This is a genomic window from Flavobacterium sp. XS2P24 (assembly GCF_030010285.1).
GTDB lineage: Bacteria > Bacteroidota > Bacteroidia > Flavobacteriales > Flavobacteriaceae > Flavobacterium > Flavobacterium algoritolerans.
The window spans coordinates 12,319-36,540 of sequence record NZ_JASCRU010000025.1; the positions used below are offsets into that span (position 1 = coordinate 12,319).

A 24,222-nucleotide genomic window follows, 5' to 3' on the forward strand; every position below is an offset into this window, starting at 1 on the left:
CCTTTTCTAACAATTATTATACACTTCTCAAATTATAGTTAACTCACCACTAGATTAATAATATTAATTTAAAGTGTTTTTATTTAAAACTGTAAGATATTGAAGCCCAAAAACTGCGAGGTAAAATAGTTCTACCAATCATAAGACTTCCTGGTGCTACCGTTGAAAAATCTCTAAACTGATCCCCTCTAGTATCTCCTTCGGTAAGAGCTCTAGTATTTGTTAAATTATCTACCCAAAATTTAGCCTCAAGTGCCTTTGTTATTTTGTACCCAGCGCTTGCTCTCATAGTTATATATCCTGGTAATTCATAGCTATTAGATGGAGAAGTATAACGACTTCCTGTATAGATAATACCCCAATTGGTATTGAATTTTTTGTAATCATAATTTGCAGATAGTTCAGTACTTAAAACAGGAACTCTTTCTGCTCTATTTCCAGTAAAACTATAGGTTTTATCTCCCATTTCTGCTAATACTACAGGATTCGTATTAGTCGATGCTTCATAATCAGTATATTTTGCGTCTTGTAACGTTCCTGTAAGTCTTAGACCTAAGTTATTGGACACTTTATAAGCTACTTCATATTCTGCACTTATCGTTCTGGTAGAACCAAAAGCTAACAACGCTTGTAATCCAACACTAGTAGGTACGTTGATACTTAAAGACACATTATTGATAGCAGAATAACTAACTGAACTAAACAAAGACCATCCATTGTTAGCATATTTATACCCTAACTCTGCTAAATATACAGGACGTTTCTTGATAGATGATTCATCATAAGTTGTCGCACCGTAATCATTAAATGTAGGCGTATTGTATGCTCGTGTAAGTCTTGCAAACATAGCCGCATTTTCACTTATTTTATTATTAAGTCCCGCAGAAAATGCCCAATTGGTTTCAGAAACGGAATAATCCAATGCACCAGCGATGTCCATAGAAGCCGGAGCCTGAAAATTTGGCGTTCCATCTGCATTTACACCATAATAAGGTCTTTTTCCATCAATACTTTGATTATCTAGACGAAAACCTAAATCAAGTCTGTATTTTTCACTTAATGCAATTTCATCATTTATATAACTGGATAAAATGCGTGTTTTAGCTATTGCTAGAGAACTAGAAGCGGGTAGCATACCATTACCTCCAATTCCGAACGCTGGAATAAGTAAACGACGGGGATTTTCTTTCAATTCTTGGAAGTATACGAAAGCATCATTAGGTTGGTTATCTACATTAAATTGGTGTAGCGATAGCCCCATACCAAGACTATGTTTGTTTACTTTCTTTTTAAAATCAAGAAAATTCATAATTTGTGTGTCTTTGTTCTTCTGCAATAGTGCTACTGCAAACACATTATAATCGGTTGCAGAATATACAGCAGGACTTCCGTCTAAATACGTATAATCTACTCCTGGTGCATATTGCTGTGTTCCTAATGGTAGGGTTGAGTTAAAACTAGTATTGTTGGTTTGATAACGAAAATTATTTGTTATCTGCCAGTCATTGTCAGTTTTGTAATTAAATTGAAATCCTACTGCACCCAGTTTGGTGTGTAAAATATCTGAAAGATCATAACTAGTAGTTTTTCCAGAGCTATTGGTATAATCCCATTTTGAATCAACCATTTCCATAGATTGTGTGAAAATATCATAGTTTGGTAACGCTTTTGGTTTACCTGAACCATCATAGGAATAATAACTAGGTAAACGCCAGTACACTTTGTCATCAATATATTTTCCTAAAAGACGAAAGTATCCTTTATTGTTTTTGAAATGATAGGTTATATTCGCTTTTAATTGTCCACCTTGTCCTGCTGAATAAGGAGGAGATACAATTCCTTTATCGGTGCGATAAAATCCCCCAATATTATATTTTATATTATCGCCAAAAGATCCCCCTGTATTTCCGTCTACTCTGTATAATCCTTGAGAAAGACCCGATGTTACTTTAAATTCCCCGTAGCTTTTAGCTGCCCCAACGTAGCTAATATTATTTATGACAGCACCAGGAGTGTTTGCTAAAACTATCGATGCATTACCACCACGGATGGCTTCAACATTTTTAGTGGTAAGATCTGATTTATAGTATTGATCAGCCGAAGGAATTGTACTATAACCAGTAGGTAAAACAGGAAGTCCATCTTCTAAAATCCCTAAATAGATATAACCTCCTCCTTGTGGAAATCCACGAACCCATACATTTCCGGGACCATCTCCACCGCTACTTTCTACAGTAAGACCTGGAATTGCTTTCAATAAATCGATATTATTGAGTGGAGATCTTTGTTGAATGTCTTTTGCTGTCATTGTAGTAATAGCAACACTTGATTCAATTTTTTTCTTTGGGCTACCTCCTGTAACTACTACAGCATCTAATTGCATAGGATCTTCGACCAATTGTCCATTAAATACGACATCATTATTCTCTACAGTAACTTGGGAAGTTGAAGATAAATGTCCCATTAACGTAAAAAGAAGTTTGTATTTACCGTTTGGTAAATTTTTAAAATTATAGTAAGACAAAGAATCGACTTTAGTACTTCGATCAGTTCCATTAGCCGAGGATAGTTTAACAGTAACTTCTAAAAGTGGTGTGCCGTTTTTATCTTTTACGAAGCCCGAAATACTTCCCGTATTTTGTGCAAAAGCTGCACTTGAAAGTATAAATAAACATAGCAACCAGAAAGTGCCTAGCTTATCATTAAATGATAATTTTTTCATTTTGTTTTTTAATTTAGTTAATATTTGGTTTTTAATTATGGTTCACAAATTTTCTTTAGTCAATTTTCTAGCTGATACTGCAAAAAAAAGGCATAAGTTTAGCACCTATTCGAATAAATCCGAAAGGTTATATGTCCCCAGAGAATCTAGGGGTAGGTTTTAAAATGATTGATTGGTACTTTTACTTCACCTTTTGAAATAAATTAAGGGTACTCCATAAAATTAGTTTCCCCTTAATATTTAACGGATTACTATTTTAAAAATGGAACAATACATGCCCATGTTGCATCAAAATTTTCCAAGAAACAACCGTGCCCAGCATTAGGAATAATTGCAATTTGAGATTTTGGGATAAATCTTGCAGCACTTACTACACGTTCAACAGGATTACCTCCATCTCTATCGCCCGCCATTACTAAAACAGGACATTTTATTGCACTCAATACCTCTTTGCTCACCGTAACATTATTATAACAATTTGCCACTTGTGTAAATAAATCCTCTATTCTATTAGGTTCTGGCATTAATTTCAATTGCTGTTCCCAAAAAGGTTTATCCATTTCTTGTGCTTGGTGTGCTGTAAATTTAAATTCTCTTAATCCTGGACTAATTTCCCCTGCTCCCATCACAATCATCTTTTTTACTCGTTGTGGATACATTGAACCTAATTTATAAGCCGAATAACCACCATCACTAAAGCCAACTACAATAACACTGTCTTTAGTTACTGCATTGATAACCGTCATAGCATCGGTAGCGCGTTGTTCAAGGGTAAGTGGCTCAGTACCTAATTCAGATTTACCGTGACCACGGGTAGAAATTGCGATTACTTGATAACTTTTCTTAAAGCGATTTATAAAATCTGAAAACTCAACAGTTGAGCCAAACAATCCTCCATGTAACAATACTATCGGTTGACCTTTACCATAGACTTCATAATAAATTTTAGCATCATTTGCCTGTACATAATGCCCTGCTTTAGGATTGTTCCCATAAGGTACTTTATTCACCACATTAGCGGGTTGAAAAGCTCTTATTAAATTTTTTTGCTGCGCCTGTACATTTGACATAAAAAACAGAAAAATGAAAGCGGTTACTAATTTTGAATACATAATTAATATTGTTTTAAAAGTAAATGAAGTTATTTTGGATTAATTTATTTTAATTGGAAAAGTGGCTCAAGAGCAATTTGTCTGTCTAATTTGATTCATTCTTTTCTAAAAAATCAAATTCTTTTTTCAAAAATCCTGACTTAGATTCCATTTTATCAGCCACTACCATTATAATACCTGATTGTTTGTCATAGCTTTTCCATTCCGGTAAATTGCCTCCATTTGGATTTCCAGTTTTTGCAAAATTGACCCAATAAGAAGAAAAAATATTTTCTAATTCTTTGTCTAATGGCTGCCAAGGACGATTCCAAGTATGCAAATTATGAAGTACATACGGAACCTCAGAAGTGTGAAAAGCTCCATAATTAGGAAAACTTGGCTTATCTGGTGCAACATGACCAAATTCATAGAGATAACTTGCTTTAGCATTAAAACTTGCCAATAAATGCGCAGGCTCACCAGCAAAACCTAATAATGTCAATTTTTGTTTAACTGTTTTAACCTCCTCTGCTGTCGCTGCAGGAAAAATACTTAAAAAGGCATCGGCTTTATCTCCATATTTAGCTTGGGCTTCTTTTTTATAATCTTCAACAGACATATCAGAATCACCCATAAAACTTCCATCACCGGTTACCCATCCTGTCAAAATAGGGGTTTGATTGTGCAAACCTTTCTTGAAATGTTCTAACAAATTAATAGGTAAAACATAGCCGTCCATCGTTGTTCCAAATCTGCCTACTTCTAGTTCATTGCTTAGTATTTGCAATTCCTCAGCTGATTTTTTACGCAATTCAGCTAATGATTTTGTGTTTGCCTTTTTCATAAAAACAACACCTTGCTCTTCGGATTTCCTTAAATTTTGATTAAGCATATTGGAAAACAAACCACCACTTTGAGCAATAGCTTTATGAAATAAACCTTTTGCAAATGGCGAAGCAATCAAAGCGGTTACACTAAACGCTCCTGCAGATTGACCCGCAATCGTAACATTATTAGGATCACCTCCAAAGGCAGCAATGCTTTTTTGAACCCACTTTAATGCAGCAATTTGATCCAGAAAACCATAGTTACCCGAAGCCTGATGACCTGACTCTTTGCTTAACTCTGGGTGTGCCATAAAGCCAAAAACACCTACTCGATAGTTCAGACTAACAAAAATCACACCTTTTTTTGCCATTTCTTCGCCGTCATAAATAGCACAATTAGCCGAGCCACTTTTTAACCCACCACCATAAATCCATACAAAAACGGGTTGTTTTTTTGATTTAGCTTTTGCGGTAGTCCACACATTTAGATATAAACAATCTTCCTTGATCGGTTCAGCTTGAGCAATAAATTCCTCACTCCAACAATAAAAAGGTTGCGGTTTATTTTGCATTGGACTTGCAGAAAAAGTTTTGCATTGTTTTATGCCTTTCCAATTTTGAACAGGTTGCGGCCCTTTCCATCGCAAATCATCAATTGGTGCTGCAGCAAAAGGAATACCTTTAAATATACGAACTGTTTTGTCTGTACTTGTTATACCTTGAATTTTACCATTACTAGTTCCTACAATTGGGTTTTGAGCGTTTACAAAAACAGTAAAGTATAAAAAGAAAGATAGGAGGTAGTTTTTCATAATCTTATTATTTTTAAAAGAATGTTTATATCGGATTTAAATTATAAAATGGTTAAGTCTAATTTTTAGTTGCCTGATTAATTTTGTTACTAATATCTTTGAAAAGCCCAGAATACATTGCTTTTATGAGTTGTACATCATGTGTGAGCAAAATCATGTTAGCTCCCGAATTGACATTTTTAACGGCTTCTTCAGGTGTAAGCGCAAGGCGAAGTAAAGATTGATTTGGAAACGATTTAACTATTCCGGCCATCTCATCTAATACCTGTACTACCTTCGGATCCTTCCAATTACTCACTCCAAGCTCCATCGAAATATCACCTGGACCAATAGCAACACCGGTAACACCATCAACTGCCAATATTTTTGATAAATTTTCTTTTCCTTTCAGGCTTTCGACAATCATAATGCAAACTACATCTTTGTTTGCTTGTTGACGGCGATCATATTCATTACCATTATAACTAATTGAAGCTCTTGCAAAACCTGAACCTCGAACACCTGACGGTTTATATCGACACCACGAAACCAATTCGGCAGCTTCTTCTGCTGTTTCTACATGAGGGAATAAAAAGCCACTGGCACCAGCGTCTAGTATTCGTTCTGTTATATTTAAGGAACGCTCTCCAAGTCGGACAAGAGTAGGAACTTTATGAAGTTCAGCTGCAATAATAGCCTGTCCAATATCGTTATAGTCACGTAAACCATGTTCGAAATCCAAGAAAAGAAAATCAGCCCCAGCTTCACAAACTACTTCTACCATTGTAGGATGAGCGATGTTGATTACTGCACCCTTTAAAACCTCCCCATTACTAAGTCGGTCTTTTAATTTTTCTTTCCTACTATTATTCTTAATTGTATCCGATACTTTTTTGTTAACAAAATTGTCATTCGTATATTTAGTAGAACCAAATATCTTTACAGAAGTATCTTTTTTGACTTTGATATCCTTGTAACCAATTGATTGTGATTCAAATCCAAATAAAAAAAACACAGATAACAGAAGTAAAAAAATATGTCTCATGATAAATTTGATTTTTAAAACTTCTTAAATCTATTATTTTTATTATTGCTCATAATCATAAAACCCTTTGCCTACTTTTTTTCCCCATTCTCCTTTTGTAAATTTCTCAACAACAGTGGGAGAAGGTCTGTCAGCGGGATCCCCACTTTCTTCGTATTTTTCCATTCCTACATGATAGGCTAGATCTATACCAGTAAGGTCTAATAACTGGAATGGTCCCATCGGGTAACCTAATCCGTTCATGGCGGCTGTGTCAATATCTTCAAAACTTGCAACGCCCATATCCAGTAGTTTTAAGGCTTCCTGTCTTGTGGCTTGCAAGAGACGGTTGACGAGAAAACCGTATATCTCTTTGTGAAGCAAAACAGGTGTTTTATTCATTTTTTTTGCAGCATTCATTACTGAACCAACTGTTTCCTCTGAAACGTGCGGTCCTTGAACTACTTCAACCAATTTCATCACTAAGGCTGGATTAAAAAAATGCATATTGCAAACTTTCTCCGGACGATTGGTTGCATCAGCAATTTTAGAACTTACGATGTATGAGCTGTTGGTCGCTAAAATGGTACGAGCTGGACAAATTTTATCTAAATGAGCAAAAAGTTCTCTTTTTACTTCCAATTTCTCAATAATAGCTTCAATTACAAGATCAACCTCTACGACTGCTTCTTCAATTGTTGTTACAAACTCAAGGTTTGCTTTAGCTTGACTGGCTGATTCTTCGCTTAATTTTCCTTTAGCTACCCTTTCTTTCAGGTAATTATCTGCAAACACAATTGCTTTTGCAAGAATATTAGGATTGGTATCTGTACATTTTACTTGAAATCCAGACAAAGCCGCACATAATGCGATCTGATGGCCCATATTGCCAGCTCCAATGACGGTAATTTTACTTATTTCCATGTTATTGAATTATGATTGATTCAGCATTACTACTTACTAAGTTCTTTGATAGCTTTTTGAGGCAATAAAATTTTAGCTGTTTTCGACAACTGTTGTGATTTTTGCAAAGTAAAAAAGGCTTTATTTTTAATATCTAATGACGAGCTTCCAATTTTGATAGTATATCTTCCTGCATCAGCTATCCACGCAGATTTTGCAGGACTGAAAGATGCTAAGTCAGCAGTCGAGATATTAAAAATTAAAGTTTGAGATTCATTAGGCCGCAAGAGTTTAGTTTTTCCGAAAGCTTTTAATTCACTTTCAGGCTTATTTAGTTGATTAGTTGGGGCTGATAAATATAGTTGTACGATTTCTTTTCCTTCCACTTTACCACTATTAGTGACCGTAATCGTAACTTTGAGCTTATCCTTAAATGTAGTACTACTCAATGTTAAATTATCATATCTAAATGTGGTATAAGATAAGCCGTATCCAAAAGCGTAGGAAGGCTTCACTTTGAAAGTATTGAAATAACGATAGCCAACATAAATACCTTCTTCATAGGTAACTTCAGCAGCGTCAGTATCTGCTAATAACATTTTATTAGATATCACTTCAGTAACTTTACCCGGATAATTATTACTTGAAGACTCGTCTTTATATGCGATAGGAAAGGTCGTTGCCAACTTTCCTGAAGGATTCACATTCCCTTTCAATATATCAGCAATAGCATTACCACTTTCTAAACCTCCCTGCCAAGCCAACAAAATGGCATCCGCTTTATCATTCCAACTGGCGGTTTCAATCACGCCTCCAATATTCAATATAACAACTACTTTTTTACCTTGCCCTTGAAAAGCTTTTGAAACGGTTTCAAACGCTACTTTCTCTGAACTTGTAAGATTAAAATCATTATCTAGAGTTCTATCTACAAACTCTCCTGAATGTTTCCCAATTGTAAATACTGCAATATCATTTTCGACTGCCATTTTTTGAGCCAATGCAGCATTAATATTCATTTCTGGAACAACAGTCTTTGGGTGAAAAGGGGATGCAGGCGGTGGCAATTTTGCTTTACCCTCTTCATAATAGTGTTTGTAAATTGCTGCCAAGTTTGCATGAATGATATAATTAGCATTTTCTAATCCCTTATCCAACGAAATCATATAGCTTTTATTTACATCGCCACTACCAGTTCCTCCTGCAATCAATTCATAACTGTTATTCCCAAATAGAGCTATTTTTTTTACGGTTGTCATCGGTAAAACTCCTTCATTTTTTAACAGAATCATGCCTTCACTGGCTACTTGACGAGAAATTTGGGCGTGTTGCTTTAAATCCGGAGTTTCAGAATATTTATAACCTTTGAAAGTAGGTGATTTTAAAACAAGTTCTAATACCCGTTTTACATTTTCATCTAACTGCTTCATGGATAGTTTGCCTGTATTTACGGCATCAATAATTGCAATTTTTTGAGCCTTTGTTCCTGGCATTAAAAGATCATTGCCTGCTTCCACTTGTTCAACGGCATTTTTTCCTGCAAACCAATCGGACATCACCAATCCTTTGAACTTGGATTCTTGTCTTAAATAGGTATGTAATAGAGGTCTATTTTGTGATGTATAAGCCCCATTAATCATATTGTATGACGACATAATAGTCCAAGGTTCAGATTTTTGAAGGGCAACTTGAAAGTTTTTTAGATAAATTTCTCGCAAAGCTCTTTCGCTAACATGTACGTTCATTCTGAATCTATTAAACTCGTGGTTGTTTGCTGCAAAATGTTTCATTGAAGTACCAATTCCATTGCTTTGTACACCATTAACTATAGCCGCGGCAATACTTCCAGACACCAATGGGTCTTCCGAAAAATATTCAAAATTACGTCCCGCCAAAGAATTACGATGAATATTCATGGCTGGTCCCAGCAAAACATCAACGCCGTATTCTTTAGCTTCATTACCAATGGCTTTACCCATATCCTGAACCAAATCAGTATCCCAAGTAGAGGCTACTAAAGTCCCGATCGGAAATGCCGTTGCGTAATATGTTCGGGTGGAATCATTCCCTCGAATAGGAGAAATTCGTACACCAGCGGGACCATCAGACAAAGTAATAGAAGGAATTCCTAAACGAGGGATTGCATGAGTACGTCCCGCCGATCCTAAAATTTTATCAGGAATACCAGCATCACTAGGATCCATTTCAGGAATCATACCCTCAGGAAGTCCCGAAATAAACATTCCCATTCCTGTAATCAGATTTACTTTTTCTTCAATTGTTAGGGCTTGAAGTATTTCATCAATAGAATTTTTACCCAATTGAGGTAAACTTCCATCTAATCCGTTGTTTTCATTATTATTTTTCTTAAAACTAAAAATAATAAAAAGTATTATTGGTACGATATAAAGAAATTTTGATTTCATAATTTGATGTCAAATTTTGGTAAAAAAAGATTTACAATTCTAAAATTAGAAGATGATACTTTAGACTTTTTCAGATGCTCTACTTCTCCACCAATTTGATAACATTGACCCTGAAATAGTCATCCAAGGAACTGCTATCACTGATGCTAAACCAACTGTAGCAATTTTTCCCATTTGTAAAGCAATTCCAGATGCCAGTCCCCCATTTTGCATTCCTACTTCCAAAGAAATTGTTCGACAAGACGCTTCATCCAGACCCATAAACCTTCCACTCCAATAGCCTAATAAATACCCAATTGTATGATGAATCATTGCTGATAAAAATAACAATGGTCCAATTTCTAACAAAGAATCTCTCCCAGATGAGACAATAACTATCATCATCATCAATACTCCTAACATTGAAATTTTAGGCAAAATAAATTGTATCTTCTTAACAGAATTTTTAAGGAATCTATTGACAAGCAAACCTAATATTATTGGTAAAATAATGATTTCAGCTACATGCAGCATCATGGCTTGTAAATCAATAGCGACGTATTGACCTGCTAGTAATTTCATTAATAAAGGGGTTAAAAACGGTGCCAAAAGTGTAGAAATTGCAGCAATAGTTACTGACAAAGGCATATTTGCTTTAGCAATAAATGCTAAAACATTTGAGGTAACTCCACTTGGTACCGAACCCATCAGTATAACACCAGCAGCAATTTCAGGTGGAAAACCAAAACTTTTAGCTAAAGTAAAACCAACTAAAGGCATAATAGTGAAGTGACTAATTAGACCAATCAAAACTGCTTTGGGTGTTTTAATAACGCCCTCAAAATCTTTCAGACTCATTTCTGTACCCATAGTAAACATAATCAACTGAATAAGCGGAACTATAAAACCCGTGAATTTAAAATCTCCAATTTTTTGAAAATATTGCGGATAAAAAAAACCGACTGAAACTGCAGCTATCACCCAAATAGTAAACGACATTTGATTTAGAATTGAAACGTTGCGACCTCCTATTGCTAAACATATAAGTGAGCTCACTATAAAAGGACCTGTTGCCAATAATTCACCTCCAAAAATTAACATTAGTAATGCCAAAATAGCAGAAACAGCAGAAATTACAAGTAAAATGTTGTACGTTTTTTTCATGGATAATTAATTAAAATAAGTTTTTTTTCAAAAAGTAAAGTCTATTATTTTTTTGTCATTTTAAGATTCCTAAAGTACTTTGCGGGTTCAATTTCTACACAGAGAACAATGATCCCAATTGATATTTTCACGATTTTAATATTTATAAATCATTGAAATAAATTTTCTATCATTTTAAAAATTCAAATCTTTTATTTTGACAAAAAAATAGATTAAACAATAACTAACACCAAAGTTTTTTTAGTCATTTTCAGTACTTCTTTAGCATCTAAATTTTCAAAAGAGATGGACACAATTATGGGAATTTGTGATTGAATTTATTTTTTTGATTTAACAAATTTTTATAAATAATCAAAAAAAACAGCAAAATGTATTTTAAATTTTTCACTTTCCTATTTTCAAATTTGCAACCAATACTGAAATTAATTACTGTACAAAAACCCTATTCTATTATAATCAAGCTATTTTATAAATAATCCTGCACCTAAATTTGAACCTAGTGTACCTGGTTTAATATGCAAATAAAATTTATTGGTTTGATCTTCTATTATTTCTAATTTGCCTTCTTTTTTGATAATAACATCTTTAGCTATCTTTAGTTTATCTGGATTTCCAGTTTCACCAAATCCATGTGCACCGCCACCTTTGTTTACATAAGAATTATAACCTACTATAATCGAATTTTCAATCAAATAAGATTCTTTTTCATCTTTATCTAAAATCCATAGCACATTAGCATTACTGATTACATTGTTGTAAAATTTAAAATCGTTAGTGGCAGACCACGTCCACACAATACCACCGTAACTATTAATTATAAGATTATGGTGCATTGAAGAGTTTAAGGCTGGATTATTCCACATAACTACAGCGTCTTTTACACCATAAAAAACGCAATGATCCACTTCAAGAGCTTTACCATTTGCTAAAACTCCAAGATGATTGGGAGCAGCAAATTTATCTCCCAAAAACAAACATTGGGTTATTCTAAGATCTTCTAGATCTTTTCCTTCCCAAACAATTGGATAATTTCTAATTAGTATTCCTTTAGATGGATTTTCATGTACTGGCTCTCCTAAAACCCTTAATCCTTGAATAGTAGCATGGCTATTTTGAATGAGAATACCAAAATTTTGGCTTCCAGTTATTTTTCCTTTATCATCTTTTTCTACCAAAAAAGACATAGTAGAAATAATTATGGGCATATCTGAAGGATTCCAGCTAATATCGTCAGGCAATATTTCTGCACGAATGACAAGACGATTGGTTTTAGTGAACGTATGATTTACCGGATTGAAATCAGCCGTTTCATTCAAACCATAAATACCAGATGACAAGTAAACCGTTATAGTTCCTTCTCCACTTGTTTGATTTACACGTTTTGCTGCTTCACACAAAGTTTTCAAAGGATTTTCTTTTGTTCCAGCATTAGTATCGTTGCCTGTATTAGGGTTTAAATAAATATCATGCACAACAATAATTGAAGAGTTTTTAGCATTGGCTACAAAAATGAAATTTAAAAACAAACCAAAAAATAGTGCTAATTTTATAAATTTCATATTTAACTTGGGACATAACATAATTGAATTATTTAGTTTACATTAGATATTGCTATTTTTTGACTTAGACTCGATACACATTCTCTTAATATTTCTTCTACCTTTTCATGCGGAAATTGCTCGGTTCCATCAATTCGAGCTAACATAGGTACTGTCATTGCTGCTATTGCATTTCCATTCATATCTAATATAGGGAATGAAATAGCATGAAGCCCGGCATACTGCTTACTCTTTATAGACGCAAATCCTTTAGAAACTACCTCATCCAGACCATTGCTAAAAGTTTCTATTTCGGCTACAGATGAATTTGGAAGACTTTCTCGAACTCTTATATCTTTAATAATTTTGTCTTGAAAAGCAAGCAATACCATTCCAGATGCCGAAGGAGCGACTTCAATTTCAGAGCCTACACGAGTCATAAAACCAAGTCCATTTGGCGGCTGAATTGATGCTATAACGGTTTGAAAACCATTATTATAAACCCTTAAATCACAGGGGAAAGACACTGCTCTTGATAAACTCTCCATAATAGGAAGTGCTTCGGTCAATAAACGATAAGTAGGCGGGTGAAAATGTGACAGTTGAAACATCTTAGAAGTAATGGTATATACATTACCATAATTAGCAACATAATTCCTTTGCACCAGACAATTCAACATCCGATAAATCTCTCCCAATTTTCTCCCAAGTTGAACAGCAATTTCTTGCTGTGTCAGTCCGTTTTCAGACTTACTAAGAACTTCTAAAATATCCAAACCTTTATCTAATGCAGGTGCTGAATAAGCTCCATTTTCTTCTTTGTCTTTCATACTTTGATTTTTTTACGATTATTTTTAAATAAAGATCTGCTATTTTAAGTAAAATAAATCGTAAATCAAATTACATACCTATTTGATGTACTTCGATGATGTTTCCATCTGGGTCGTGAAAGAAAATTTGATACCAACCTGCTAATGCCCATTTGCCATAATCTGCATACGGTATATTCTGTTCTTCTAATTTCTTTTTGAATCCTTCTATGTCATCCGTTCTAAAACAGAAATGACCATTTTTAATTGGATTAATCCACTGATTCATTCTGTGGCCTGCATCATTATCCTTTTGGGTAATATGAAATTCTATGGTACCATCGGTTACAAATTCAACTTGACCATCGTACCTATTTTCTGTGTCCTCGGTAGTCAAACCATGTTCTTCGTCTTGAATGCGAGTCATGCCGAAAATATTTTGATAAAATTTGGATAATCTTGACACATCTTCGGTGCATAGATTCATGTGATGATACTTAAATTTCATATTGTAAGAATTTAATAAATGTTATTTATTTTGCAAATATGAAATAATATTTTCAAATATAAAAAAATAATTTGTATTTTTGTTCAAATTCACATTTATAGACATATTTGTGAGAATAAATAACAATATGCAAGAAAACATTCTAGAGTCTAAAACTCAATCTAATGAACAATGCAGTCCTACGATGGTGCGTCGAGTAGCTGCTATGTTAGACTTAAATACTCGTTCTTTTTCAGAAGGAGATATATTACCAAAGGGATGGCATTTTTTTATGCTAGCCGGAGAAACACTAAAATCCGAATTACGCCAAGATGGATTCCCTGGATTGGGTGTTCCTATTCCTGATCTTGGATTACCAAGACTGCTTTTAGGAGGAAGAACCGTGTCTTACTTTGGTGATATTATAATAGGGTCAGTGGTAGAAAAAACAAGTTTTATAAAAAATATCGTTGAAAAAACGACGAATTCCGGCCCAATGGCTATAGTAACAATACAACACGAGTTACGTCCTATTACTGCATCAAGTCCAGCCATTGTTGAAACCCAAACCTATATTTTGCTTAGTGCGAGTAGCGCTTCAAAGAATACTGAAAACATACATTCACCAGCTATTGAAACGGAACATCAAAAACAGATAACTCCTGATGAAACTATTTTATTCCAATACTCTGCATTGGGATTTAATTCTCATAAAATTCACTTAGATAGAGGTTATGCACAAGATATTGAAGGCCTTCCTGATTTAGTAGTAAACGGGGGGTTATCGACACTTTTTTTAACTGAATTTATAAGAACTCATTTGAAACTGGAAAAGACAGATATAAAAGTAAAACACATAGCTCCACTTTATTGTAATAGAGCCATGACTTTGACTGCTAAAAAAAATGAAACTAACTGGATATTATACATTTACGACGATTATAATAGTATTGCAGTTGAAGCAGAAATTAACGTAAAATGATTGAATATGAAGTTTGAACCATTAAAAAGCATCAAAATATTAGATTTAACATCTGTAGTTGTTGGTCCAGTGGCTACGTGGCGATTGGGGCAATATGGAGCAGATATTATTAAAGTTGAAAACCCATCGGGCGATCTTATGCGTGGTCTTGGGGGAATGTCACCTACGGGACAACATTCTGGGGCTTATTTGCATCTTAATAGAGGAAAAAAGAATATTTGTCTCGACCTAAAAAAAGAAGGTGGGAAAGAAATCATTCAAAGATTAGTAAAATGGTGTGATGTAGTCGTTGCCAATATGCGACCTGAAGCACTGGAACGTTTAAGTTTAGATGCAAAAACAATTCGATCGAAATATCCAGAAAAAATATATTGCTTAATAACTGGCTATGGTACAGATGGGCCTTATTCAGGATTACCAACGTACGACAGTGTTTTACAAGGTGCTTCAGGTATTGCTGGATTAACAATGGCTCGCGATGGGAAACCGGCATATGTTCCTATGCTAATATGCGACCACGTTGTGGGCGAAATTACAGCAGGTACAGTTATGGCTGCACTAATACAGCGTGAAAATACAGGAATAGGTTCAAGCATTGAAGTTCCTATGTTTGAAACCATGTCTTCCTTTGTCTTGCAAGAACATTTAGCGCAACAAAGCTTTGAGCCTCCTGTTGGACCTCCTGGCGACCTGCGACTTTTAAGTCCTCACAACCAACCAGTGAAAACAAAAGATGGATATATTTCCTTTACCATCAATACAAATGCTCAGGTACAAGCATTTTTAAAAATAACAAATAGAGCTGAGTTAATTGAAGATGAAAGATTTACAACTGTAGCTAGCAGAGCTAAATACGTTTCTGAATGGTTTGAAATTCGTGGTGCGGCGCTTGATACTAAGTCCACTGACGAATGGCTTACAATATTTAGAGCAGCAGATCTCCCAGCAATGCCTTGTCATACTCTTGACACATTACCAAATGACGCGCATTTAAAAGCAGTTAAGCTAATTGATTTTGAAAATCATCCAACAGAAGGAAAAACAGCGGTAATTCGTTCTACCATACAAATTGACGGTAATTATCCTTCTGCTGGCTCTACTGCCGCTCCTTGTGGATGGGACACTAGCGAAATTCTTAGTGAATTGGGCTATTTAGAAAAGGAAATGGAGATGCTTTTAACTGAAAAAGCAGCCTACGACTATAAAGATTCAAAACAATCATAAAAGCAGATAATAATTTATTTATTTTACAAAAAATAATCCTATGAAACAATCTTACATCATAGATGCTATCCGAACACCAATAGGTAGCTTAGGGGGGAGTTTATCCAACCTTCGTGCCGATGATCTCGCAGCATTACCAATTAAAGAACTTATAAAAAGAAATCCAAATTTACCAACAGATCTGGTAGACGATGTCATTTTAGGATGTCATAACCAGGCCGGTGAGGACAATCGAAATGTAGCTAGAATGGCTTTACTATTAGCTGGAATACCACACACCGTTCCTGGTGAAACAGTCAATCGTTTATGTTCATCAGGAATGTCAGCAATTATTCATGCCAACAGAGCTATTAAAGCTGGTGACGGTGATATTTTTATTGCTGGCGGAATGGAGCACATGACCCGTGGACCGTGGGTGATTTCTAAAACCTCTAAACCTTTTGGCAATGATGCACAACTATTTGATAGTAGTTTTGGATGGCGATTTGTTAATCCAAAAATGCAAAAATTATATGGTACTGATGCAATGGGCTTAACCGCTGAGAATTTAGCGACAATGTATGCAATAAGCAGAGAAGACCAAGATTTATTTGCTTTTCGCTCACAACAAAAAGCGTTTATTGCACAACAAAACGGCATTTTAGCGAATCAAATTATGAAAGTTGAAATGGCAGACAGAAAAGGAAATATCACCATTTTTGATACTGATGAGTTTATTAAAGGCAGTACAACGCTAGAAATTCTCTCCAAATTAAACCCCATTTTTAAGAAAGAAGGTGGAACAGTAACCGCTGGAAATGCTTCTGGATTAAATGATGGAGCTGCTGCTATGTTAATTTCTTCAGAAGAAGCACTAAAAAAATATAATTTTACTCCAAAAGCAAGAATAGTATCCTCAGCAGTAGTTGGTGTAGAACCTAGAATTATGGGAATTGGCCCTGTTGGAGCTACTCAAAAAGCATTGCAAAAAGCGGGTTTAACACTTGACCAAATAGATGTATTTGAATTCAATGAAGCCTTTGCAGCTCAATGTTTAGCCGTTACGCGAAATTTAGGAATCGCAGATGATGACGTAAGAGTAAATCCAAACGGTGGAGCAATTGCACTTGGACATCCACTGGGAATGTCGGGTACTCGAATAATTCAAGCTGCTATAAATGAACTTCATCGTACGAATAAAAAATATGCTCTTGCCGCTATGTGCGTTGGTGTAGGTATGGGATATGCTGTAATAATCGAAAATGTTACTATTTAAATTATATGAATAATACAAACTTAAACGAAAAGAAAAAATACAACCACCAACTATTAGAAGACAAAGTCTGTGTAATTGTCGGGGCTGCTTCTTTACGAAGTATAGGATATGCCACGGCAGAACTTTTTGCTGCACATGGTGCTAAATTAGTCCTTCTTGACTTGGTAATGAATGCCGAAATAGCAAACGAGGTTGGTGCAGCTATTGCATCACATATCGGACATAAACCGGATATTATTTATCTTCAATGTGACATACGAAAGGTGTCAGATTGTGATAAAGTGATAGAAAAAGCAGTGGCACATTTCGGCACTATTGATTGTTTAGTGAATTGTGCCGGTATTGTAAAATCCGAAGGAATGTTATCTATCACAGACGAAGCCTATGATTTGATAATGGATGTAAACCTTAAAGGTACTTTCAATATTTGTAAAAGTGCGTTGAAAATATTTACGGAAAAGCAAGCTGGAGTTATCGTCAATTTATCATCATTGTCTGCTCAACGTGGGGGCGGATTGGTAGGAGGAACTCATTATGCCGCTTCAAAAGGTGGGGTTATGAGCCTTACTAAAGCTATAGCCCGAGAATTTGCACCAATGAATATTCGAGCGAATGTGATTTGCCCGGCTATGATAGAAACAAGCATGCTGGATGGACTTTCAGAAAAACAATTGAATGATGTGATTTCGGGAATTCCATTAAAACGTGTTGGCAAAACAGTCGAGTTAGCAGGCACTTGTCTTTTTTTGGCTTCTGACCTTTCGGGATTTATTACTGGTGCTACTATAGATGTTAATGGTGGAATCCATATTCATTAAAAATAATTTCAGCATGGACTTATTTGGGAATTCTTAGTGTCACAATTTTATACTTAGAATTAGAAATTTCTTCCCTAAACATGAATGTTCCAGTTTACTAAAATGGAAAGTAACTAAGATAAAAACAATTGAACTAAAAAAATGATAGAAATAGACACACTACCACAAAATGAAATAAAAGAAGGGTTTAAGGCAAGATTTGTTCATACAGAAAATTTAACCTTGGGTTACTGGGATGTTGAAGAAGGGGCCATTTTACCCATGCACGCACATTTTCATGAACAAATTACCCAAGTTTTGGAGGGGAAATTTGAATTGACCATTGGCGAAGAAACAAAAGTCTATGAAAAAGGACAACTTGCTGTCATACCTCCTAATGTCATGCACGGAGGAAAAGCACTTACAAAATGTAAGATATTTGATATATTTTGTCCCGTAAGAGAAGATTACTGGAAAAACCATTTCAAACAAAAACACTAACAATTTATTGTTAAATACTAACAACGAATTTTATTCTGAAGTAATTTTGTAAAATGAAATAAAGGGTAGTATCATCCAGTCCTACTTCATCTTTATTACTATGACTCCACTAGCACCTTGAGCTCCATAAATAGAAGCCGCAGCATCTTTTAATACACTTACACTTTTTACATTATTAGGAGAGATATAGTCTACACTTGATACAATAACACCATCAACTACAAATAACGGTTCCGAGATATTATTAATTGAACTCACCCCTCTAATAGTTATTCTGTTGTCACTTGTGACAGTAACTCCAGCTAAACGTCCTCTTATAAGGTCATATATAGTATTATAAATACTTGAATTTTTATCGTTTTGAGCATCTAAACTTTTTATTGTGTTGACCTTATATTGTTGATCCACATCAGAATATCCAATAGTAATCTTATCCCCATTTTTGGCTCGATCTTTTATCGATTTTTGCGATTCCAAAAACATGAAATTCATTACATTTTCATTATTGAATTTAGAGGACAATAAACCAAACTTATAGGAGTACACGTTAATAACAGTAACTCTTTCAGGAAGTGAAACTTCAAAATCCCCTTTATTATTCGTAGTAACATTTGAATAAATAGAATCTAAATATATCCTGGCATTTGCCACTGGTTTATTCTTGTAATCCATAACCTTTCCGGTCAGCTTATTTTGTGCATAACCAAAACCAACAAATACGAAGAATACAACTACTAAAGTTCTAGAAATTTTCATAATGCAATACTTTATAAATTTTATTAAATGTACTAAAAAAGTAATATCAAAATATTTTTTTTTATTAAAATAGATATTTGTCGGACTCAATAAGCCATTAATACCAAATTAGAAAGAAATTATATTAAAATAAAACTCCGTTTAATTAATAAAAGCCTTGCCAAATAAATAATTTATCTAAAATTCAAACTATTTAACGTTTTTAACATAATAAAAACAACTTTGAGTGCATTTAATCGGTTAAATAACACGTTTAAACGAAACTTATATTGTTTTTACTAAATATTTGATTTACTTTTGGGATTCAAAACAACCTTTCATGAAAAAAAATTACTTTATAGTTTTATATTTAATTGCTTTTATTTCTTTCAGTTCTTATTCGCAATCAAAAGAAAAAATAGGAAAAATACCCAAAGAAATTTATAAAAAAATTAAAATAGCCAATCCTACACCAGAATTAATGAACAAACTGGGAAGAATTGGGCTTGATTTAGATTGTGGTTCACAAATTGACACCGATGGTAATTTGCTTATAGAAGTATCTACTCGTGAAGAATCAAAAATAAAAAACATAACACCTTATCAAATTGTTGTTGAGGATATGGAAAGTTTTTATGCCAAACGAGCTGTAAAAAATTTATCCCAAGCCAAAACTAATTTGAAATTACTTAAAACATCAAACAAAAGTAAAAGTAAAAATTCAGCCAAAACTACAAGTATAAAATCAACTACTTATGGCAACATAACGCATCGATTTGAAAATACAGAAATTGATTGGACTGTTCCTTCCAATTTTCAATTAGGAGCTTCTTTTGGAGGATGTTTAACAGTTGACGAAACTTTAGCGCAACTTGATTTAATGAGAAGTTTATATCCAAATTTAATTACTGCAAAGGTAAATGCTTCTCCAACTGACCAACGTACAATAGAAGGAAGACCCGTTTATGTAGTTAAAATTTCAAACTCAAGTATTACAGGTACAAAACCGGAAACATTATACACAGGAATGACACATTCTAGAGAAGTTGCTAGTTTAATGAATCTTACCTATTATATGTGGTATCTTTTAGAAAACTATGCTACTGATCCAGATGTTAAGAATTTAGTTGACCATCATGATCTTTATTTTATTCCAATAGTAAATCCTGACGGATTGGCTTACAATCAAGTTCAATCACCAACTGGTGGAGGAATGCAAAGAAAAAACAGAAGAGAAACAGGTGCATGTACTACTTATTTAGACGGTATTGACCTGAACAGAAACTGGGAAACGTATTGGGGTTATGACGATGATGGGTCATCTCCTATTGGATGTGATGATACATACAGAGGAACTGCAGGATTCTCTGAGGCAGAAACTACAATTATAAAAGATTTTTTCTTATTACGCAATTTCAAAACATCTGTAAACCACCACGCCTATAAAAATGCGGCGCTTCATGGTAGAGCAGCTTTTTATAGAACAGGCAACCTAGAATCAAATCCAGGTGTACCAACAGGAAGAGAAAATGAGTATTATCAATATTCTCATGATATGACGCAATTCAGCCGATATGCTTACGGATCAAGTCCTAATATCAGCTACTGGAACAATGGAAATTGCAACGACTGGATGAGTGAAGGCTCAGGAAAAAACACACTATGTTGGACACCTGAAAATGGAGCCACAACAGGTGAAGGTGGTTTTTGGCCAACACCAACTCAAATAACACCAATAGCCAAAAGAGCAGTAAGAATGAATTTCATTGCTGCTTATTATAGCGGTGTATATGCAAAATTACACGACTTAACAAAATCAGATATTACAAGTACTAGCGGGACTTTAAACTTTGGGCTAGAAAGAGTAGGTCAAACTTCTGGAGATTTCACTCTAACAGTTACTCCTATTTCTTCAAATATTCTATCAGTTACTAATGTCGCAGTTCAGTCTGGAATGACTGTTTTGCAACAAAGAAATCTAGATGTAAATTTCACTTTAAGTCCAAGTATTGCTGCTAAAGAAAAAATTGAATTTGAAGTTACTTTATCTAATGGAACTTACATTATTTACAAAACAAGAATAGAAAAATATTACAATCCAACAAGCCTTTTTACTTCATTAGCTAATCCAACCACACTTGCTTTGGCTGGTTGGACTGCAGCTGGAACTACATCTTGGGCTGTGACCACTACTGATGGTTTTGGAGGGACTGCAGGTATTACAACAAATACTGCCGCAGCATACGCTAGTGCAATAACTACTGCAAATTTGACACAAACAGCAGCCATTTCATTAGCTGGAAAACAACAAGTAGCTATTCAGTTTAATGCTAAATGGGATTTAGAAAGAAGTTTTGATTATGTACAATTACAAGGTTCTCCAGATGGTGGAACTACTTGGTTAACAATGAATGGGAAATACACAAAACCTGGTACTACAACAGCTGTTACTGATTACTCTACTACTCTTACAACAACATCAAAAACCACAGCAGATAAAGCATTCCAACCGGACGGTCTACCATTGTATGATGGAGATAAATTTGATAAATGGGTATTAGAAGAATATTACATTAGCGCGACTGAAAATGCTGGATTATTCAACAAGGCAAGTGTAAAATTCCGATTCATTTTTAGAACAGATTCTAACAATAGAAATCACGGTTATAATACCACTTTTAAAGGGTTTCGATTTGACAACTTCAAAGTATTAGAAATCATATCTTCGCCCCCAGTGGCTAATTGCAAAAATACTACTCTATCATTAAACAGCAGTGGTGCATTAACCGTGTTGACAACAGACGTTAACAATGGTTCTACCGACGATATCGGAATTACAAGTATTTCAGTTTCTCCAAACACATTCAATTGTACACATGCCAACACTGTTCAAACGGTAACATTAACCGTAACTGATGCTGACGGACAAACTAGTACTTGCGTTGCCAACGTAACCATCAATGATGGAACACCACCTGCAACACCAACACTCACAAATATTACTGCGCAATGTTCAGTAACTCCTACTGCTCCTACAACTACTGACGTATGCGCAGGAACAATTACAGGTACGACTACAACTCCATTCCCAATTACATCTCAAGGAACAACTTTAGTTACTTGGTCATTTAATGATGGAAACGGAAATATTGTAACAGCTGATCAAAACATAATTATTGATGATACAGTTGCTCCAGTAACTCCAACATTGGCTAATATAACAGGACAATGTTCTGTAACTCCAACAGATCCTACAACTACTGATATTTGTTCAGGACCAATAACTGGAACTACAACAACAATTTTTCCTGTAACTGAATCTACTGTAGTTACCTGGACTTTTAACGATGGAAACGGACAATCTGTAACCGCAAACCAAAACATAATAATTGGCTCAACAACTTGGGACGGTTCCTCTTGGTCAAATAGTGAACCCGTTTTAGGTATGAAAGCTATCATATCTGCAAATCTGACTTTAAACACAAACCTTACGGCTTGTAGTCTTACTGTAAATAACAATGCTGTAGTTAAAGCAAATTCAGGGGTTAATTTTAATATTGCGGGTGATGTAAATGTTGCTCCAGGTTCTTCGTTAACATTTGAAAGTAATGCCAACTTGATACAAACCAAAAGCACTAATGGTAATACCGGAAACATTATTGTAAAAAGAAAGACATCTGCTTTAATGCTTTTAGATTATGTATTATGGAGTGCGCCTGTATCTGGTCAACAATTGCAATTGTTCTCTCCATCTACATTATCTAATCGTTTTTATACCTATAATCCTTCAACCAATTTTTATAATGGTATCGCAGCAACAACTAATTTTGTAACAGGAACTGGTTACTTAATTCGCATGCCAAACAATCATCCTACAACTCCAACTATCTGGGAAGGAGAATTTAAAGGCATTCCTAACAATGGAAATTATAATGTAGCCGTTACAAACAATACTTATAACGCGATTGGAAATCCATATCCTTCTACCATAAATGCCAATACTTTTATTACAACAAATAATATTACTGAGGCATTGTACTTTTGGAGAAAAACAAACAATACCTTAAGCTCATCCTATGCAACTTATACTCTTGCTGGTGGTACTGCTAACGCAGGCGGATTGAGCAGCATTCAACCTAATGGTATTATTCAGGTAGGTCAGGGTTTTATTGCCAAAGCTACTGCTAACACTATTTCATTCACAAATGCTATGCGTCTAGGCAATAACGGAGACCAGTTTTTAAGAACTAAAAATATAGAGCGCAATAGAATTTGGCTGAACCTCTCTACTTCTACAGCTCCAGTAAACCAGATGTTAATTGCTTACATGACTGATGCCACTGCAGGAATTGATGCAACAATAGACGGAAAGTACATTAATGACAATCCTATTGCCTTAAACTCTTTAATCGAAAATGAGGAATTTATTATACAAGGAAGAAGCCTTCCATTTGTAGATACTGACATCGTACCTCTAACATTCAAAACTAATGTTAGTGGAAACTACAGTATTGCTATTGATCATGTTGATGGATTATTTGCGAACCAACAAGACATATTCTTGATGGATAAATTAAATGGTTCTATTCATGATTTGAAAAAAAGTGAATATCCTTTTTCATCAGCAATTGGAACATTCAATAACCGTTTTGAATTAATATATAAAAATACTAGAACGCTAGGTATTGAAACACCAATATTTGATGAAAACACTATAGTAATTTTCAATCAAAAAGGGGTATTAAATATCAATTCTGGTACAACAGTTATAAAAAACGTTACAATATTTGATATTAGAGGAAGGGTAATTTTTGAGCAAAAAGAAGTAAATACCACTAAAACTTCAATCAAGGATTTTGGTGCTGCTGAGCAGACTTTAATTATTAAAATAACATCTGACAAAAACGAAGTAGTTACTAAAAAAGTAGTTTATTAATTAATACTGTTTGATTAATAAGCAACCAAAA

At 34.5% G+C, this 24,222-nt stretch carries 17 protein-coding genes; 6 read left to right on the forward strand and 11 right to left on the reverse strand.

Features of this window, described 5'->3' with window-relative positions:
- Positions 1-79 precede the first annotated feature (79 nt).
- The 10 genes from QLS31_RS13245 to QLS31_RS13290 form a co-directional block, all read right to left on the reverse strand.
- Positions 80-2,722, reverse strand: a complete 2,643-nt coding sequence (locus tag QLS31_RS13245; RefSeq protein WP_282744252.1) for a TonB-dependent receptor — start codon at positions 2,720-2,722, stop codon at positions 80-82.
- 251 nt (positions 2,723-2,973) lie between these two features.
- Positions 2,974-3,834, reverse strand: a complete 861-nt coding sequence (locus tag QLS31_RS13250) for an alpha/beta hydrolase (protein ID WP_282733213.1) — start codon at positions 3,832-3,834, stop codon at positions 2,974-2,976.
- An 85-nt stretch (positions 3,835-3,919) separates the two neighbouring features.
- Positions 3,920-5,452 carry a carboxylesterase family protein gene (locus QLS31_RS13255; RefSeq protein ID WP_282744253.1) on the reverse strand — a complete coding sequence of 511 codons (1,533 nt, stop codon included), beginning with the start codon at positions 5,450-5,452 and terminating at the stop codon, positions 3,920-3,922.
- Positions 5,453-5,510: 58 nt separating this feature from the next.
- The gene (locus QLS31_RS13260; RefSeq protein WP_282744254.1) at positions 5,511-6,476 is read right to left on the reverse strand and encodes an aldolase/citrate lyase family protein; all 966 of its coding nucleotides are present in this window, start codon (positions 6,474-6,476) and stop codon (positions 5,511-5,513) included.
- 42 nt (positions 6,477-6,518) lie between these two features.
- Positions 6,519-7,379 (reverse strand): 3-hydroxyacyl-CoA dehydrogenase family protein, encoded by an 861-nt coding sequence (locus QLS31_RS13265; RefSeq protein WP_282744255.1) that lies wholly within the window; start codon positions 7,377-7,379, stop codon positions 6,519-6,521.
- A gap of 29 nt (positions 7,380-7,408) precedes the next feature.
- A complete protein-coding gene (locus QLS31_RS13270) occupies positions 7,409-9,784 on the reverse strand; it encodes a glycoside hydrolase family 3 C-terminal domain-containing protein (RefSeq protein ID WP_282744256.1) in 2,376 nt (791 codons plus the stop codon).
- A 60-nt stretch (positions 9,785-9,844) separates the two neighbouring features.
- The gene (locus QLS31_RS13275; protein ID WP_282744258.1) at positions 9,845-10,927 is read right to left on the reverse strand and encodes a bile acid:sodium symporter family protein; all 1,083 of its coding nucleotides are present in this window, start codon (positions 10,925-10,927) and stop codon (positions 9,845-9,847) included.
- Positions 10,928-11,388: 461 nt separating this feature from the next.
- A complete protein-coding gene (locus tag QLS31_RS13280; RefSeq protein WP_282744259.1) occupies positions 11,389-12,486 on the reverse strand; it encodes a hypothetical protein in 1,098 nt (365 codons plus the stop codon).
- 32 nt (positions 12,487-12,518) lie between these two features.
- Positions 12,519-13,295: a helix-turn-helix domain-containing protein gene (locus tag QLS31_RS13285; RefSeq protein WP_282744260.1), complete on the reverse strand. Its 777-nt coding sequence runs from the start codon at positions 13,293-13,295 to the stop codon at positions 12,519-12,521.
- Positions 13,296-13,365: 70 nt separating this feature from the next.
- A complete protein-coding gene (locus QLS31_RS13290; RefSeq protein WP_282744261.1) occupies positions 13,366-13,782 on the reverse strand; it encodes a VOC family protein in 417 nt (138 codons plus the stop codon).
- Positions 13,783-13,909: 127 nt separating this feature from the next.
- On the opposite strand from QLS31_RS13290, the gene QLS31_RS13295 reads away from it, so the two are divergent.
- The 5 genes from QLS31_RS13295 to QLS31_RS13315 all read left to right on the forward strand — a co-directional run bounded on the left by QLS31_RS13295 (position 13,910) and on the right by QLS31_RS13315 (position 18,520).
- The gene (locus QLS31_RS13295) at positions 13,910-14,743 is read left to right on the forward strand and encodes a hypothetical protein (protein ID WP_282744262.1); all 834 of its coding nucleotides are present in this window, start codon (positions 13,910-13,912) and stop codon (positions 14,741-14,743) included.
- 6 nt (positions 14,744-14,749) lie between these two features.
- Positions 14,750-15,967 carry a CoA transferase gene (locus tag QLS31_RS13300; RefSeq protein WP_282744263.1) on the forward strand — a complete coding sequence of 406 codons (1,218 nt, stop codon included), beginning with the start codon at positions 14,750-14,752 and terminating at the stop codon, positions 15,965-15,967.
- 40 nt (positions 15,968-16,007) lie between these two features.
- A complete protein-coding gene (gene pcaF / locus QLS31_RS13305) occupies positions 16,008-17,222 on the forward strand; it encodes a 3-oxoadipyl-CoA thiolase (protein ID WP_282744264.1) in 1,215 nt (404 codons plus the stop codon).
- 5 nt (positions 17,223-17,227) lie between these two features.
- Positions 17,228-18,040 carry an SDR family oxidoreductase gene (locus tag QLS31_RS13310; RefSeq protein ID WP_282744265.1) on the forward strand — a complete coding sequence of 271 codons (813 nt, stop codon included), beginning with the start codon at positions 17,228-17,230 and terminating at the stop codon, positions 18,038-18,040.
- Positions 18,041-18,181: 141 nt separating this feature from the next.
- On the forward strand, positions 18,182-18,520 hold the full coding sequence (locus tag QLS31_RS13315) for a cupin domain-containing protein (protein ID WP_282744266.1): 339 nt from the start codon (positions 18,182-18,184) through the stop codon (positions 18,518-18,520).
- Positions 18,521-18,601: 81 nt separating this feature from the next.
- On the opposite strand, the gene QLS31_RS13320 is transcribed toward QLS31_RS13315, so the two are convergent.
- Positions 18,602-19,276, reverse strand: coding sequence for a TonB-dependent receptor plug domain-containing protein (locus tag QLS31_RS13320; protein WP_282744267.1), 675 nt, complete (start codon positions 19,274-19,276; stop codon positions 18,602-18,604).
- 319 nt (positions 19,277-19,595) lie between these two features.
- On the opposite strand from QLS31_RS13320, the gene QLS31_RS13325 reads away from it, so the two are divergent.
- Positions 19,596-24,191 (forward strand): M14 family zinc carboxypeptidase, encoded by a 4,596-nt coding sequence (locus QLS31_RS13325; RefSeq protein ID WP_282744268.1) that lies wholly within the window; start codon positions 19,596-19,598, stop codon positions 24,189-24,191.
- Positions 24,192-24,222: the final 31 nt, after the last annotated feature.

What these genes read in the sequence shown, in the direction of transcription:
- QLS31_RS13270 (WP_282744256.1), bottom strand. Translation starts at nt 9,784, where the DNA reads ATGAAATCAAAATTTCTTTATATCGTACCAATAATACTTTTTATTATT.
- QLS31_RS13255 (WP_282744253.1), bottom strand. Translation starts at nt 5,452, where the DNA reads ATGAAAAACTACCTCCTATCTTTCTTTTTATACTTTACTGTTTTTGTA.
- QLS31_RS13285 (WP_282744260.1), bottom strand. Translation starts at nt 13,295, where the DNA reads ATGAAAGACAAAGAAGAAAATGGAGCTTATTCAGCACCTGCATTAGAT.
- QLS31_RS13260 (WP_282744254.1), bottom strand. Translation starts at nt 6,476, where the DNA reads ATGAGACATATTTTTTTACTTCTGTTATCTGTGTTTTTTTTATTTGGA.
- QLS31_RS13325 (WP_282744268.1), top strand. Translation starts at nt 19,596, where the DNA reads ATGAAAAAAAATTACTTTATAGTTTTATATTTAATTGCTTTTATTTCT.
- QLS31_RS13265 (WP_282744255.1), bottom strand. Translation starts at nt 7,379, where the DNA reads ATGGAAATAAGTAAAATTACCGTCATTGGAGCTGGCAATATGGGCCAT.
- QLS31_RS13250 (WP_282733213.1), bottom strand. Translation starts at nt 3,834, where the DNA reads ATGTATTCAAAATTAGTAACCGCTTTCATTTTTCTGTTTTTTATGTCA.
- QLS31_RS13275 (WP_282744258.1), bottom strand. Translation starts at nt 10,927, where the DNA reads ATGAAAAAAACGTACAACATTTTACTTGTAATTTCTGCTGTTTCTGCT.
- QLS31_RS13290 (WP_282744261.1), bottom strand. Translation starts at nt 13,782, where the DNA reads ATGAAATTTAAGTATCATCACATGAATCTATGCACCGAAGATGTGTCA.
- QLS31_RS13300 (WP_282744263.1), top strand. Translation starts at nt 14,750, where the DNA reads ATGAAGTTTGAACCATTAAAAAGCATCAAAATATTAGATTTAACATCT.
- QLS31_RS13310 (WP_282744265.1), top strand. Translation starts at nt 17,228, where the DNA reads ATGAATAATACAAACTTAAACGAAAAGAAAAAATACAACCACCAACTA.
- QLS31_RS13245 (WP_282744252.1), bottom strand. Translation starts at nt 2,722, where the DNA reads ATGAAAAAATTATCATTTAATGATAAGCTAGGCACTTTCTGGTTGCTA.
- pcaF (WP_282744264.1), top strand. Translation starts at nt 16,008, where the DNA reads ATGAAACAATCTTACATCATAGATGCTATCCGAACACCAATAGGTAGC.
- QLS31_RS13315 (WP_282744266.1), top strand. Translation starts at nt 18,182, where the DNA reads ATGATAGAAATAGACACACTACCACAAAATGAAATAAAAGAAGGGTTT.
- QLS31_RS13320 (WP_282744267.1), bottom strand. Translation starts at nt 19,276, where the DNA reads ATGAAAATTTCTAGAACTTTAGTAGTTGTATTCTTCGTATTTGTTGGT.
- QLS31_RS13295 (WP_282744262.1), top strand. Translation starts at nt 13,910, where the DNA reads ATGCAAGAAAACATTCTAGAGTCTAAAACTCAATCTAATGAACAATGC.
- QLS31_RS13280 (WP_282744259.1), bottom strand. Translation starts at nt 12,486, where the DNA reads ATGAAATTTATAAAATTAGCACTATTTTTTGGTTTGTTTTTAAATTTC.